This is a genomic window from Sphingobium sp. B11D3A (assembly GCF_025961695.1).
GTDB lineage: Bacteria > Pseudomonadota > Alphaproteobacteria > Sphingomonadales > Sphingomonadaceae > Sphingobium.
The window spans coordinates 3,314,023-3,327,493 of sequence record NZ_JAOQOE010000001.1; the positions used below are offsets into that span (position 1 = coordinate 3,314,023).

12 protein-coding genes and 1 tRNA gene are annotated in these 13,471 nt (G+C 63.8%); 5 read left to right on the forward strand and 8 right to left on the reverse strand.

Annotated features, from left to right (window positions below; translation table 11 throughout):
• Nucleotides 1-154: 154 nt before the first annotated feature.
• Nucleotides 155-1,195: a GGDEF domain-containing protein gene (locus M2332_RS15420; protein WP_264574744.1), complete on the reverse strand. Its 1,041-nt coding sequence runs from the start codon at nucleotides 1,193-1,195 to the stop codon at nucleotides 155-157.
• Between the two features lie 21 nt (nucleotides 1,196-1,216).
• Between M2332_RS15420 and M2332_RS15425 the strand changes: the two genes are divergently transcribed.
• Nucleotides 1,217-1,384 carry a hypothetical protein gene (locus M2332_RS15425; RefSeq protein WP_264574745.1) on the forward strand — a complete coding sequence of 56 codons (168 nt, stop codon included), beginning with the start codon at nucleotides 1,217-1,219 and terminating at the stop codon, nucleotides 1,382-1,384.
• Between the two features lie 91 nt (nucleotides 1,385-1,475).
• Here M2332_RS15425 and M2332_RS15430 read toward each other — a convergent pair whose 3' ends face one another.
• The 3 genes from M2332_RS15430 to hslV all read right to left on the reverse strand — a co-directional run bounded on the left by M2332_RS15430 (nucleotide 1,476) and on the right by hslV (nucleotide 4,234).
• Nucleotides 1,476-2,252 (reverse strand): enoyl-CoA hydratase-related protein, encoded by a 777-nt coding sequence (locus M2332_RS15430; protein WP_264574746.1) that lies wholly within the window; start codon nucleotides 2,250-2,252, stop codon nucleotides 1,476-1,478.
• Between the two features lie 28 nt (nucleotides 2,253-2,280).
• Nucleotides 2,281-3,582 (reverse strand): ATP-dependent protease ATPase subunit HslU, encoded by a 1,302-nt coding sequence (gene hslU, locus M2332_RS15435; RefSeq protein WP_264574747.1) that lies wholly within the window; start codon nucleotides 3,580-3,582, stop codon nucleotides 2,281-2,283.
• A gap of 109 nt (nucleotides 3,583-3,691) precedes the next feature.
• Nucleotides 3,692-4,234 carry an ATP-dependent protease subunit HslV gene (gene hslV, locus M2332_RS15440; protein ID WP_264572210.1) on the reverse strand — a complete coding sequence of 181 codons (543 nt, stop codon included), beginning with the start codon at nucleotides 4,232-4,234 and terminating at the stop codon, nucleotides 3,692-3,694.
• 162 nt (nucleotides 4,235-4,396) lie between these two features.
• Between hslV and M2332_RS15445 the strand changes: the two genes are divergently transcribed.
• A complete protein-coding gene (locus M2332_RS15445) occupies nucleotides 4,397-4,936 on the forward strand; it encodes a TIGR00645 family protein (protein ID WP_264574748.1) in 540 nt (179 codons plus the stop codon).
• A gap of 114 nt (nucleotides 4,937-5,050) precedes the next feature.
• Nucleotides 5,051-5,125, forward strand: a tRNA-Val gene (locus M2332_RS15450).
• 280 nt (nucleotides 5,126-5,405) lie between these two features.
• Here M2332_RS15450 and M2332_RS15455 read toward each other — a convergent pair.
• Both M2332_RS15455 and M2332_RS15460 read right to left on the reverse strand, forming a co-directional pair.
• Complete coding sequence (locus M2332_RS15455) at nucleotides 5,406-6,719, reverse strand: glycosyltransferase (protein ID WP_264574749.1); 1,314 nt, start codon at nucleotides 6,717-6,719, stop codon at nucleotides 5,406-5,408.
• A gap of 212 nt (nucleotides 6,720-6,931) precedes the next feature.
• On the reverse strand, nucleotides 6,932-7,405 hold the full coding sequence (locus M2332_RS15460; RefSeq protein WP_264574750.1) for a copper chaperone PCu(A)C: 474 nt from the start codon (nucleotides 7,403-7,405) through the stop codon (nucleotides 6,932-6,934).
• A 292-nt stretch (nucleotides 7,406-7,697) separates the two neighbouring features.
• Here M2332_RS15460 and dnaK point away from each other — a divergent pair, with 292 nt between their 5' ends.
• Together dnaK and dnaJ are read left to right on the forward strand one after the other, a co-directional pair.
• Nucleotides 7,698-9,605 (forward strand): molecular chaperone DnaK, encoded by a 1,908-nt coding sequence (dnaK, locus tag M2332_RS15465; protein WP_264574751.1) that lies wholly within the window; start codon nucleotides 7,698-7,700, stop codon nucleotides 9,603-9,605.
• A 71-nt stretch (nucleotides 9,606-9,676) separates the two neighbouring features.
• Nucleotides 9,677-10,804 (forward strand): molecular chaperone DnaJ, encoded by a 1,128-nt coding sequence (gene dnaJ / locus M2332_RS15470; RefSeq protein WP_264574752.1) that lies wholly within the window; start codon nucleotides 9,677-9,679, stop codon nucleotides 10,802-10,804.
• Between the two features lie 259 nt (nucleotides 10,805-11,063).
• On the opposite strand, the gene M2332_RS15475 is transcribed toward dnaJ, so the two are convergent.
• Nucleotides 11,064-11,789, reverse strand: coding sequence for an SDR family NAD(P)-dependent oxidoreductase (locus M2332_RS15475; RefSeq protein WP_264574753.1), 726 nt, complete (start codon nucleotides 11,787-11,789; stop codon nucleotides 11,064-11,066).
• 17 nt (nucleotides 11,790-11,806) lie between these two features.
• Nucleotides 11,807-13,270 (reverse strand): amidophosphoribosyltransferase, encoded by a 1,464-nt coding sequence (purF, locus tag M2332_RS15480; protein ID WP_181559103.1) that lies wholly within the window; start codon nucleotides 13,268-13,270, stop codon nucleotides 11,807-11,809.
• Between the last annotated feature and the right edge of the window lie 201 nt (nucleotides 13,271-13,471).

The window sequence follows — 13,471 nt, forward strand, 5'->3', positions numbered from 1 at the left end:
GACGTTCTGCCGCCTGCGCGCGATGAGCAAGGCGGTGCCACGCCTTCAGGCTATGCCGCACCCGATGCGTGAATCCAACGCCGCTGGCTTGACCCGCGCGTCACACTTGTTGACCCATGTGGCTACCGGGTGGGGATTGAGATCAGAGTGCTGATCAGGCGACGCGGCGGGTGATTGTCTCGACAGCCTCATATTGGGAAATTTCGCCGCCCTGTTTGCTGGTGTAGAGCGCCTTGTCGGCAAGGGCGAGCAGGTCTTCGAGCGCTTCGTCCCGGCCGCGCGACACCACGAAGCCGTGGCCGGTCGAGATCTTGAGGGTCAGCGCGCCGATACTGAATGGCTGGGTGATCGCCTCCCGGATGCGGGCAGCGAGCTGGGCGGCATCGTCGGCGTTCACGATGTCATATTGGATGACCGCAAATTCGTCCCCCCCGAGCCGCGCGACGATGTCGCTGTCCCTTATCGTCCGGGCGATGCGCTTGCCGGCAGCGGCGAGCAGGGCGTCGCCAACCGGATGACCATGGCGATCGTTGACTGGCTTGAAGTCGTTGAGGTCGAGATAATGGACCGCGACCAGCTTGTTCTCCGCCCCGGACGCAACGACCTGTTCCCACCACTCGCGCAGCGCGATGCGGTTGGGGAGGGCGGTCAGCGCATCCTTGCGGGCGAGGTGCGAGAAGGCGATGCGCAGCGCAATGTCGTCCGCCGAGCGGTTCTGCTTGCCGCGCAAGCTCTGGATGCCGCTGAGCAGGATCGCCGCCATCACGGCGCCGCTGAGCTTATAGAGAAAGTCGGGTTGCAGTAGCATCGCGGCGATCACCGGCCCGAGCGCCAGCATCATGCTCGGCACCGCGATCCACATCCGCGATCCCATACCGACAGCGACGCCGGCGCAATAGCTGAGCGACAGGGCCGCAGCCACCATATGGGCGTCTGCCGAGGGGAGCTGGAGCAGGCGAAAGCCGAAGAGGCCAAGCACAAGGGAAAAACAGAGATAGGGAATCGCAAAGAGCCGCTCGAGATATCTCGCCTGCTCGATCGTCACCCCTTCGGCATGGATGATCGGTGCGATCAGATGCGCGGACACGAGGCGGGCCACGGACGCAACTGCGCCCAGGATCAGCAGGACGAGCAGGATGCTGTCCCCGGTGCGGTTCAGGATGACCAACCCCGCCGACAGAAAGCTGATCGTCATGACCAGCGCCGGCGCGAAGGCATGAAAGAGGCCGCGAATCAGATCGATTTCAACTGCTTCGGGGTGATGACGCAGGGGGCTGCCTCGGCCTTTGATGTTACCCACCGTCACATCTCACATCTTATTTCGGTCAATCACGGAGGGCTCGTCTCATCAAGCCGCGCAGCTCGCCGTGAGCACTTCATCTAGAGGGTGAAATGTCTCCAAATCTTTAAAGTTGTTATTATTTCCGGCGACCCGTTGTGCCGCGCCTCATCGGCACAGAGCACTGTAGCAGTGCTTAACGCCCGGTCCATTCCGGCCGGCGCTTTTCCACAAAGGCTGCCATGCCCTCCGCCTTGTCTTCGGTGGATGCGAGAAGCTGGAAGATGCGCCGCTCGCTGACCAGACCCTGGGTGAGTGTGGTTTCGAACGCGAGGTTGACCAGCTCCTTGTTGGCCATGACGGCCAACGGCGGCATGGCGGCGACCGCCTCGGCCGCCTTCAGCGCTTCGTCGAGCAGATCGTCGGCCGGCACGATGCGCGCGACGAGGCCAGCCCGCTCGGCTTCCTCTGCATCCATGCGGCGGCCGGTCAGACACAGGTCCATCGCCTTGGCCTTGCCGACCGCGCGGGTGAGCCGCTGCGATCCGCCCATGCCCGGCGCCACACCCAATGTGATTTCAGGCTGACCGAACTTGGCCGTGTCTGCCGCAATGATGAAGTCCGCCATCATCGCCAGTTCGCACCCGCCGCCGAGTGCAAAGCCGGCAACCGCCGCGATCCACGGCTTGCGCGTCGCGGCGATGCGGCTTGTCCACTGCGCGAACATCTCCGCGCGGTACATGTCGGCGCCGGTCTTATCGGCCATCTCCTTGATGTCCGCGCCGGCGGCGAAGGCTTTCTCGCTGCCAGTGAGGACGAGGCAGCGCTGCGCGTCGTCCGCATCGTAGCCCTCGAATACCGCGATCAGATCGGCCAGCACCTGGCTGTTGAGGGCGTTGAGCGCCTGGGGACGATTGAGCATGACCAGCGTGACGGCGCCGCGCTGCTCGACCAGCACTGTCTCATAGCTCATGCGCAATCGCTCCCTTAACGCCTCCGGTTCAGAGGATATATTTGCTCAGGTCCGTGTTCTTGGCGATACCCGAAAGCTGGCGTTCGACATAGCCGGCATCGATGGTGATTGTCTCGCCCGCGCGGGTGTCAGCCTCGAAGCTCACATCCTCCAGCAGCTTTTCCATCACGGTCTGCAGTCGGCGGGCGCCGATATTCTCGACCTGCTCGTTCACGTCGGCGGCGATCTTTGCGATCGCGCGGATACCGTCCGGCGCGAGCTGGATGGTGACGCCTTCGGTCGCCAGAAGCGCGGCATATTGCTCGGGCAGCGAGGCCTTGGTGTCGGAGAGGATCGCGACGAAATCCTCCTCGGTCAGGCCCTTCAATTCCACGCGGATCGGCAGGCGGCCCTGCAGTTCCGGCAGCAAGTCGCTCGGCTTGGCGACATGGAAGGCGCCCGAGGCGATGAACAGGATATGGTCGGTCTTGAGCGGGCCGTATTTTGTGGCGACCGTCGTGCCCTCGATCAGCGGCAGCAGATCGCGCTGGACGCCCTCGCGGCTCACCGATCCGCCGCGCACGTCGCTCACCGCGATTTTGTCGATCTCGTCGAGGAACACGATGCCGTTCTGCTCGGCCGAGGCAATGGCGACGCGGGCGACATCGTCCTGATCGAGCCGCTTGTCCTGCTCTTCCTCGACCAGCTTGTCCCAGGCATCGGCAACCCGCATCTTGCGACGCTTCTTCTGCTGCTGGCCGAGCGCCTTGGACATCATGTCCGACAGGTTGATCATGCCGATATTGCCACCCATGCCGGGGATTTCCATCGGCGCGGCCGGGGCATCGGTCACCTCGACCTCCACCTCGACATCGTTCATCTGGTCGCTCTCGATCCGCTGGCGGAAGGAGAGGCGCGTGGCCTCGCTGGCTTCCTTGCCGGTGAGGGCATCGAGCAGCCGGCCCATGGCCGCCTCGCTGGCCGCGTCGCGCACAGCCTCGCGCCGACGCTCGCGTTCGAGGCGCACGGCTTCCTCAACCAGATCGCGCACGATCTGCTCCACGTCGCGGCCGACATAGCCGACTTCGGTGAACTTGGTCGCTTCCACCTTGATGAACGGCGCATCGGCCAGCTTGGCGAGGCGCCGGCTGATCTCGGTCTTGCCGCAGCCCGTGGGGCCGATCATCAGGATGTTCTTGGGCGTCACCTCGTCGCGCAGCTCGGGCGAGAGCTTCTGGCGCCGCCAGCGATTGCGCAGGGCAACGGCGACAGCGCGCTTGGCCTCGGCTTGACCGATGATGTGCGCATCCAGCGCGGTGACGATGGCTTTGGGGGTGAGATTGTCGTTCATAAGGGTGCTTTGAAATCCGTTCGTGTCGAGCGAAGTCGAGACACGTTGAGGCCGGTCTGTCCGTCTCTCGACTTCGCTCGAGACGAACGGGGTGAGGCGGGATGATGTGTCAGGTGGCGCTGTCCAGCGTCTCGATGGTCAGGCTGTCATTGGTGTAGACGCAGATTTCCGCCGCGATCTTCATGGCCTTGCGGGCGAGCGTCTCGGCGTCCTTCTCATAATCCTGCAGCGCCCGCGCGGCGGAGAGCGCGTAATTGCCGCCCGATCCGATCGCGGCGATGCCTTCCAGCGGCTCCAGCACATCGCCATTGCCGGTGAGGATCAGCGTCGTATCCTTGTCCGCCACGATCATCATGGCCTCAAGATTGCGCAGATATTTGTCCGTGCGCCAGTCCTTCGCCAGCTCGACGGCGGCGCGCATGAGCTGCCCGTTATGCCGCTCCAGCTTGCTCTCCAGCCGCTCGAAGAGGGTGAAGGCGTCCGCCGTGGCGCCGGCAAAGCCGCCGATCACGCTGCCATCATGCAGGCGGCGCACCTTGCGGGCATTGGGTTTCATGACCGTCTGCCCCATCGAGACCTGGCCATCGCCGATGACGACGACCTTTCCTGAAGCGCGGACGGAGAGGATGGTGGTGCCGTGCCAGACCGGCATGGCGCTGTGCTGGGTGTCTGCCATGCGCCGCGATATGGGTGAGGGGAACCGGCCATGCAAGCGGGCAGCCGTCGGTCGAGCGCGCGCAGCGTGCGATGATCACCCGGCGGCCACCAGAATCGGGGATGACAGGGCTTGGGCGGGCGATTATCTGGCGCCGCCATGACACCTGCCGATCCCAACGCTCCGCTCCGTCCGCTGCCGCTGCTGATCTTCGGGTCACGCTGGCTGCAGCTCCCGCTGTATCTGGGCCTCATCGTCGCGCAGTGCGTCTATGTGTTCCTGTTTATCAAGGAGCTGATCCACCTCGTCCTCCACGCCTATGAGTTTACCGAGCAGCAGATCATGCTGATGGTGCTCGGGCTGATCGACGTGGTGATGATCTCCAACCTGCTGATCATGGTCATCGTTGGCGGCTATGAGACCTTCGTGTCCCGGCTCGGCCTACAGGGCCATCGCGACCAGCCGGAGTGGCTCAGCCATGTGAATGCCGGCGTGCTCAAGGTGAAGCTGGCAATGGCGATCATCGGCATTTCCTCGATCCACCTGCTGCGCACCTTCATTGAGGCCGGCGCCATGGGCACGCCTGCGGCTCGCGTGACGAGCGAGGGGGTGATGTGGCAGTCGATCATCCACGGCCTGTTCATCATATCCGCCATCGGCATCGCGTATGTCGACCGGATGACGCAGACCAAGCACTGAAGCGAACCGCAGCGTCGCGCTGGTAGCCCGAAGGAATCGCACGGAAGGCCGACACAGCGGCTTGACATGCCGCCCCTCAATCGCCAAAGCGCTCGCCTCCGCGATTGGATCGCCGGGCGCGTAGCTCAGTGGTAGAGCACACCCTTCACACGGGTGGGGTCGCAAGTTCAATCCTTGCCGCGCCCACCATTAAATGCCCTGATTTCAAGGGCGTTTAATGCCGCATTCCGAGTGAATGAAAGACCGCTTTTCCGGGACAGACCCAAAACAAAGGTCTTTTCCGTGGGCTGATCAGTACAGCATTTCACGCCGGTTTGCGGGCTCTGAGCCAAATACATGCGGCGCCGATCTTCGCGCCTACATCGACGACGATCAGCACTTTGCCCCTGGCCAAGGATAGCTTGGGAGTGATTTTCGATGGCACTTGTCACATGCTCGGGGGGCAGGCCGTCGCCTCTATCCGGCCAGACTAAGCGCAGGGTTTGAAATCGCTGTCACGGCGCGCGCCCTCAAGGCCCGTCCCGCTGATGGCAGCTTCGACGCTCCGAGGTTCGGCTCGACAATATAGCTTCATCAGCGATGCCCGATGAGCGAACACGGCTTCGTCGTTCATGTGCGCACCATCCTGAGCCGCCCGGCCGATCAACTCCGCAAGGGCAGCCCGATCACGCCCCAGCCGGACCAATTCATGCGCTAAAGCCTGAGGATCCATGGGGGTGAGGACGCCGCCACCGTGGCCGGAAATCAAATCCTGAGGATATGCTGACTCATAACCGACTATGGGTGTTCCAGACGCCAGCGCCTCGATCAGGTTCCGCGGAGATTCAGGCGTCAGGTGACAAAACGGCATCAGATGCGCCGCGCGCAACTTATCCAGCAACTCCGATCGATCGACGAGGAGGCCGGGGAATTCGATTTGTTCCTCAAGCCCTTGCGCCAGCACTTTTGCGCGCGCCTCCTCCCGCTGCGGGCCATCGCCATACCACTGGGCACGAAACGCTACCCCCGCCTCTTTGACGAGACGGAGCGTTTCTATCCAGTCCATGACACCTTTATCGGGGTGAAACCGCCCAATGTAGATCAGACGCAGAGGGCCGTGCTCGACGTCGCGTATTTTGCGGATCAGGCTCTCGTCCGAGATTTTGTCGTGCGGCTTCAAATGGATGTCGTGCACAAGAAACGAATTGGCATTGAACCCACGATAAGTCTGGTAGCAATCATTGCCATGGAACAGGCCAAGCGCTGCCGACCCAATCGCGCGACGCTCCAGGCGTTGCGCGAGGCCCGCATTCATAAGCCTGACAAAGCGCCGGACGCCCGATGCTCTGAGGGCGTCGATGCGCATGACTTCCGACTCGACCCTGTCCGTCCACACGGCGACCTTCCGCCCCCTGCGAGCGGCCATCAGCGCCGCAACGGCGGCCCAGTCGCCCCACGCCCCGCCAAGGGCACAATGGAGGAACGCGTGGCTGTCGATCAGGCGTGACAATTTGGCACGCATCTCTGGATAGGCCTTGGCAAAGGAAAGCGGCGTCCACGCTCGCGGCATCAGCTCAACGGCAAGATTTGGTCCCAAGCCAAGCCCTGCGATCGAAACGCTGTCCGCAGGAGGGGGAGCGTTCACGACCTTCACGCACAATGTCATCTGGCCGAAATGGCGAATCCACTGGTGCAGGCCATTCGCCGCCTGCTGCTCAATGAAGACATCGCCTTCATACTGATGAACGAGAAGGGGCAGGATAAGGAGCAAGCCGCCCAACGGTTTGCTTGCCACGTCTTCCATCAACCGACCCCACCACATTTCTCCGCCCAGCCGCCCCATAAAGCGGGCGCGCGCGGCAGCAAGTCTCTAACCCGGCAAGTATTAAATCCGTTCTAATATCGGAGATCGTTTCGCTATCAGACGGGGCGCACGTTCAGTCCGTGCCTGCGCCCACTATCGCAGGGCCGTCATGCCCATTTCCCCATCATATGCCTGGACAGGCCGAGCCCAGCTTAGTGGCCGCTATGGTCTTCCATGCCGGCCATCTCACCAGCCGCGCCCGGCTGTTGCACGATGGCGTCGGCGAGAATGCGCTGGCCGTTGGAGAAGATGAAGGTAAACGTCATCTTCTTGTCCTCAAGCGCCTGCGGGTTGATCGACCACAGCATGAGGTGCTTGCCGCCCGGTTCGAACTTCACTGTCGCGCCGGCGGGCACGTCCACGGTCTTCACTGGGCGCATGGAGGCGACGCCGTCCTTGGTGCTGCTCTCGTGAATTTCCACACGCACGGCTTCGTCGGTCAGCACGTCGCGCAGCACGACATCATCGGCGCCGCCGTGGATCGTGAAATAGGCCGCAGAGGGGGCATTGGGATTGGGGTTAAGGCGCAGGAAGCCGCCATCGACATCCAGCGGCGGCGGGTCGCTGCACGCGCCGAGCGTCGCCAGCATCGCGGCTGCGACGAGGAGCGAGGAGGGCTTGTGCATGTGCGGTCTCCGGGAGGTTTGTTATCTCGCCGGGCTTTAGACCCGGCGATCTACGCCGCCAAGCAAAACAGGCCGCCTTGCTTGGGCGCGCATCGGCGTGCGTGTCCTGACCTGCCCCGGTCGGGCCTGCGATGCGCGCTTGGGTCAGCTAAATCATCTCGGGACTTGTTGCGCGAAAACACCCTCCTATATCGGCGCGGTCAACGGGGTGGTTTCGGCCTGAGTGCGGAGCCGCCCCGGCAGCGGCCCAATTCCGGGCGCTCAACTACACATGGGGTACAAGAGGGCAAATATGGCTAAGGTTATCGGTATTGATCTCGGCACCACGAACAGCTGCGTCGCCGTGATGGACGGCGGCAAGCCGAAAGTGATCGAGAATGCGGAAGGCGCGCGCACCACGCCCTCCATCGTGGCATTCGCCAAGGATGGCGAGCGGCTCATTGGCCAGCCGGCCAAGCGTCAGGCCGTGACCAATCCGGACAACACCGTGTATGCCGTCAAGCGCCTGATCGGTCGCCGGTTCGACGATCCGCTGACCAAGAAGGACATGGAGCTGGTCCCCTACAACATTTCCAAGGGTCCCAATGGCGACGCCTGGGTGAATGCTGGCGGGCAGGACTACAGCCCCTCGCAGATTTCCGCCTTCATCCTGCAGAAGATGAAGGAAACCGCCGAGAGCTATCTCGGTGAGACCGTGACGCAGGCCGTCATCACCGTGCCGGCCTATTTCAACGACGCGCAGCGCCAGGCGACCAAGGACGCCGGCCAGATTGCGGGCCTTGAAGTGCTGCGCATCATCAACGAGCCGACCGCGGCCGCGCTCGCTTACGGGCTTGAGAAGAGCGAAGGCAAGACCATCGCGGTCTACGACCTTGGCGGCGGTACCTTCGACATCTCGATCCTCGAGATCGGCGACGGCGTGTTCGAGGTGAAGTCGACCAACGGCGATACCTTCCTTGGCGGTGAAGATTTCGACTCCAAGATCGTCGAATATCTCGCTGATGGCTTCAAGAAGGACGAAGGCATCGACCTGCGCGGCGACAAGCTGGCGCTGCAGCGCCTGAAGGAAGCCGCCGAGAAGGCCAAGATCGAGCTCTCCAGCGCGCAGACGACGGAAGTGAACCTGCCGTTCATCACCGCCGATGCGACTGGTCCCAAGCACCTGGTCAAGACCATCACCCGTGCCGACCTTGAGCGGCTGGTCGAGGCGCTCATCAAGCGCACGCTCGAGCCCTGCAAGAAGGCGATCGCGGACGCCGGCGTTTCCTCCAGCGAGATCAGCGACGTCGTGCTCGTCGGCGGCATGACCCGCATGCCCCGCGTGCGCGAAGTGGTGAAGGAGTTCTTCGGCAAGGAGCCGCACACCGGCGTGAACCCGGACGAAGTGGTCGCCATGGGCGCTGCCATTCAGGCCGGCGTGCTGCAGGGCGACGTCAAGGACGTGCTGCTGCTCGACGTGACGCCGCTGTCGCTGGGCATCGAGACGCTGGGTGGCGTGTTCACCCGCATGATCGACCGTAACACCACGATCCCGGCCAAGAAGAGCCAGGTCTACTCGACGGCTGATGACAATCAGCAGGCAGTGACCATCCGCGTCTTCCAGGGCGAGCGTGAAATGGCGGCGGACAACAAGCTGCTCGGCCAGTTCGATCTGGTCGGCATTCCGCCGGCACCGCGCGGCGTGCCGCAGATCGAGGTCACGTTCGACATCGACGCCAACGGCATCGTGAACGTCTCGGCCAAGGACAAGGGCACCGGCAAGGAGCAGCAGATCAAGATCCAGGCGTCTGGCGGTCTGAGCGATTCCGACATCGACCAGATGGTCAAGGATGCCGAGCGCTTTGCCGAGGAAGACAAGAAGCGTCGTGAGGGCGCCGAGGCGAAGAACAACGCCGAGAGCCTGATCCACACCACGGAGCGCCAGCTCGCCGAGCATGGCGACAAGGTGGACGAGGCGCTCAAGGGCGAGATCGAGGCGGCTGTCACCGCGGCCAAGAGCGCGGTCGAGGGCGGCGATGTCGAGGCGATGAAGACCAAGACCCAGGAACTGGCACAGGTTTCCATGAAACTCGGTCAGGCGATCTACGAGAAGGAGCAGGCTGCGGCCGCGTCTCCGGGCGCCGAAGGTACGGCCCAGAAGGCTGATGATGACGTCGTCGACGCCGAGTTCTCGGAAGTCGACGAAGACAACAAAGCCTGATTGAACGGAAATGACGCCCGGCCGGCCCGTGAACTGGCCGGCTGGGCGATTGCTTGGGACTGCTGCGGGGCATGAGTAGCAAAATCGATTATTACGAGCTGCTCGAAGTCGAGCGGACGGCGGATGGCGCGACGATCAAGTCCGCCTATCGCAAGCTGGCCATGCAGTGTCATCCGGATCGCAATCCGGGCTGCAAGGAGAGCGAAGCCAAGTTCAAGGCGATCAACGAAGCTTATGACTGCCTGAAGGACGAGCAGAAGCGAGCGGCTTATGATCGCTTCGGCCACGCCGCTTTCGAGCAGGGCGGCATGGGCGGCGGACGGGGCGGTCAGGCCGGTTTCTCCGATTTCTCCGATATTTTCGAGACGATCTTCGGCGATGGGTTTGGCGGCGGTGGCCGTCAACAGACGCGGCGCGGCGCGGACCTGCGCTACGACATGGAAATCTCGCTGGAAGATGCCTTCCATGGCCGCGACACGACCATCGAGATCGATGTCTCCACGCAATGCGACGCCTGCGACGGTAGCGGCGCTGAGCCTGGTACCAGCGTGGAAAGCTGCCCGACCTGCGGTGGCCACGGCAAGGTGCGGGCGCAGCAGGGCTTCTTCGTCATCGAGCGGACCTGCCCGAGCTGCCATGGCGCCGGCCAGCGGATCAAATCACCCTGCCGTGCCTGTCGCGGCGAAGGGCGGGTGGACAAGCGTCGTTCGCTGGACGTGAAGGTGCCGGCTGGCGTGGACGAAGGCACGCGCATTCGCCTCACCGGGCAAGGCGAGGCCGGACCGCGCGGCGCCCCGGCGGGCGATCTCTACATCTTCCTGCATGTGAAGCGGCACCAGATTTTCGAGCGGGACGGCACCAACCTGTTCTGCCGCGTGCCGATCAGCTTCACGCTCGCGGCCTTGGGCGGCACCATCGAGGTGCCCGGCCTGGACGGCGAGGATCATGAAATCCGCATTCCCGCCGGCATCCAGTCCGGCAAGCAGTTGCGCCAGCGCGGCGCCGGGATGCCGGTGCTGAATGCGCGCGGGCGGGGCGATCTCGTCATCCAGATCGAGGTGGAAACGCCCACCAAGCTCTCCGCCCGGCAGAAGGAACTGCTGGAAGAGTTTCGCGCCACCGAGACGGGCGAGGAATGTCCGCAGTCGAGCGGGTTTTTCAGCAAGATCAAGAATGTGTGGAGCGATTTGACGGAGTGATCTGAGCGGGTGGCGGGATTGTCGGAGCGCTTATCAAAGCGCTGGTCAATCCGCCGTCGTGGAGCTCTGCTGCCCTAGGCTCCTGCCTGCGCAGGAGCACAGCTTGGGCTTAACGGCTCACTTGTACGCCCAATCAAACGGCCACGCGGTGATGCTCCACGCCACCTCGTGCTCCTGCGCAGGCAGGAGCCCAGGCCGCAAAAGCACTGCCCCAAATCGTTGATCGAGTAAGCCCGGCCCTAAACGCCGGCCGCCACTCTTACCGCGGCAGATCGACCCGCGTGCCGTCGGCCGCCTCGCTGACCACCAGATCGGCGATCGCACGGCCGACCACGTCCGGTGTCTTGAGCGTTGCCGGGTCTTCGCCGGGATAGGCGCGGGCGCGCATGGTGGTGCGGGTGGGGCCGGGGTTGACGATGTGGGTGCGGACCTTGGAAATCTTGGTGACTTCCTGCCCATAGGCGCTCACCAGCACGTCCTGCGCCGCCTTGGATGCGCCATAGGCGCCCCAATAAGCGCGGGGCGCCGTGGCGACGCCGGTGGAGAGGGCTACGACGCGTGCGTCGCTGCTCTTGCGAAGCATGGGATCGAAGGCCGCGATCAACGCCTGGGTCGAGGCGATGTTGAGCGTGAGCTGCCGGGCGAATTCCTTGGTGTCGATGGCGGTCACGGCGGCAAGCGTGCCCAGCGTGGCAGCATTGAGCACCAGCACGTCGAGCGCTTCCCAGCGCCCGCTGATTGCTGTGGCCAGGCGCCCGATGCTCTCCCCGTCGGTCAGGTCGAGCGGGGCGATGGTGGCGCTGCCGCCGCCGGCGTGGATCTGTTCTTCCACCGCTTCAAGATCCGGCACGGACCGCGCGACCAGAACCACATGCGCGCCATCGCGCGCGAGTTCGATGGCGGTGGCCGCGCCGATGCCCCGGCTGGCGCCGGTGACGAGGGCAAGGCGCCCGGCCAGGGGCCGGTTGTCGGTCGTGTCAGTCATGCTGTCTCCGCTCCGGCTCAGACCACGCGTTCGCGCAGCAGTTCGAGCTGGTTCACTTCGGCCTGATCGTCGAAGTCGGTGAGGGTGGTGGGATAATCGCCGGTGAAGCAGGCATCGCAATATTGCGGCAGCTCATCATTGCGGCGCGCCTCGCCGATCGCCCGGTAAAGGCCTTCGATCGACACGAAGGCGAGGCTGTCGGCATGAATGAACGAGCACATCTGCGAGACGTCCATGCGATGCGCGAGCAGCTTGGCGCGCTCGGGCGTATCGACGCCGTAGAAGCAGCTATGCCGGGTCGGCGGGCTGGCGATGCGCATGTGCACATCCTTGGCGCCGGCCTCGCGCATCATCTGCACGATCTTGAGGCTGGTGGTGCCGCGCACGATCGAATCGTCGATCAGCACGATGCGCTTGCCGGCGATCAGCGCCCGATTGGCGTTGTGCTTGAGCTTCACGCCCAGATGGCGAACCTTGTCGCCCGGCTGGATGAAGGTGCGGCCAACATAATGCGAGCGGATGATGCCCAGCTCGAACGGAATGCCCGATTGCTGCGCATAGCCGATGGCGGCAGGCACGCCGCTATCCGGCACGGGAATCACGAGATCGGCATCGACAGGGCTCTCGATGGCCAGCTGCGCGCCAATGCCCTTGCGGACCGAATAGACGCTGCTGCCGTCCACGATGGAGTCCGGCCGCGAGAAATAGACATGCTCGAAGATGCAGGGGCGGGCCTGCGCCGTCTCGCCAAAGGGGCGGTGCGAGCGGATTTCGCCGCCCTGCGTCACCACGATCAGCTCGCCGGGCTCGACCTGCCGGATATATTCCGCGCCGACCACATCGAACGCCACCGTCTCGGAGGCGAAGATGATCGCATCGCCCAGCCGGCCCATGACGAGCGGACGGATGCCGAGCGGATCGCGGCAGGCGATCAGGCCCTCACGCGTCAGGCAGATGAGCGAATAGGCGCCTTCGACCTGCTTGAGCGCATCGATGAAGCGATCCAGCAGGGTCCGGTAACGCGATTTGGCGACGAGGTGGATGATCACCTCGGTATCGCTGGTCGACTGGAAGATCGCGCCATCGCGCACCAGCCGCTTGCGCAGGTTCATCGCGTTGGAGATGTTGCCATTGTGAGCGATGGCGAAGCCGCCCGAGGACAGCTCGGCATAGAGCGGCTGGACGTTGCGCAGCGCTGTCTCGCCGGTCGTCGAATAGCGCACATGGCCGCAGGCGACATGGCCGGCGAGCTGGCGGATCACATCGTCCTTGTCGAAGTTGCCCGCGACATGGCCCATGGCCCGGTGGGTGTGGAACTCCTCACCGTCCCAGCTGGTGATGCCGGCGGCTTCCTGCCCGCGATGCTGCAGGGCGTGAAGGCCCAGCGCCACCATGGCGGAGGCTGTGTCGGCGCCATATACGCCAAAAACGCCGCACTCTTCGCGCAGCTTGTCGTCATCAAATGGGTGCGTGGTCAGCATGGCTCTACTCATAGCCGACGGGGTGCGATTCCCGCCGCGTCGCGATCCTCGTTGCCGGCCATATAGGAGCGTCAAACTGCTTTGTCGCCCCATTGTCGCAAGAAAGGTGGTGAATGCCCCGAGTCGGGCACGGGTGAGGCCTCCATAAGCGCGTGAAGCTGCCAAAATCGGCGAGGGGCATAAAGTTCGGAACCATGCCGC

Bases quoted from the DNA above. Each gene is read 5' to 3' on its own strand.
- M2332_RS15420 (WP_264574744.1), bottom strand. From the start codon at position 1,195: ATGACGATCAGCTTTCTGTCGGCGGGGTTGGTCATCCTGAACCGCACC.
- M2332_RS15425 (WP_264574745.1), top strand. From the start codon at position 1,217: ATGAAAGAGGCCGCGAATCAGATCGATTTCAACTGCTTCGGGGTGATG.
- M2332_RS15430 (WP_264574746.1), bottom strand. From the start codon at position 2,252: ATGAGCTATGAGACAGTGCTGGTCGAGCAGCGCGGCGCCGTCACGCTG.
- hslU (WP_264574747.1), bottom strand. From the start codon at position 3,582: ATGAACGACAATCTCACCCCCAAAGCCATCGTCACCGCGCTGGATGCG.
- hslV (WP_264572210.1), bottom strand. From the start codon at position 4,234: ATGCCGGTCTGGCACGGCACCACCATCCTCTCCGTCCGCGCTTCAGGA.
- M2332_RS15445 (WP_264574748.1), top strand. From the start codon at position 4,397: ATGACACCTGCCGATCCCAACGCTCCGCTCCGTCCGCTGCCGCTGCTG.
- M2332_RS15455 (WP_264574749.1), bottom strand. From the start codon at position 6,719: ATGGAAGACGTGGCAAGCAAACCGTTGGGCGGCTTGCTCCTTATCCTG.
- M2332_RS15460 (WP_264574750.1), bottom strand. From the start codon at position 7,405: ATGCACAAGCCCTCCTCGCTCCTCGTCGCAGCCGCGATGCTGGCGACG.
- dnaK (WP_264574751.1), top strand. From the start codon at position 7,698: ATGGCTAAGGTTATCGGTATTGATCTCGGCACCACGAACAGCTGCGTC.
- dnaJ (WP_264574752.1), top strand. From the start codon at position 9,677: ATGAGTAGCAAAATCGATTATTACGAGCTGCTCGAAGTCGAGCGGACG.
- M2332_RS15475 (WP_264574753.1), bottom strand. From the start codon at position 11,789: ATGACTGACACGACCGACAACCGGCCCCTGGCCGGGCGCCTTGCCCTC.
- purF (WP_181559103.1), bottom strand. From the start codon at position 13,270: ATGCTGACCACGCACCCATTTGATGACGACAAGCTGCGCGAAGAGTGC.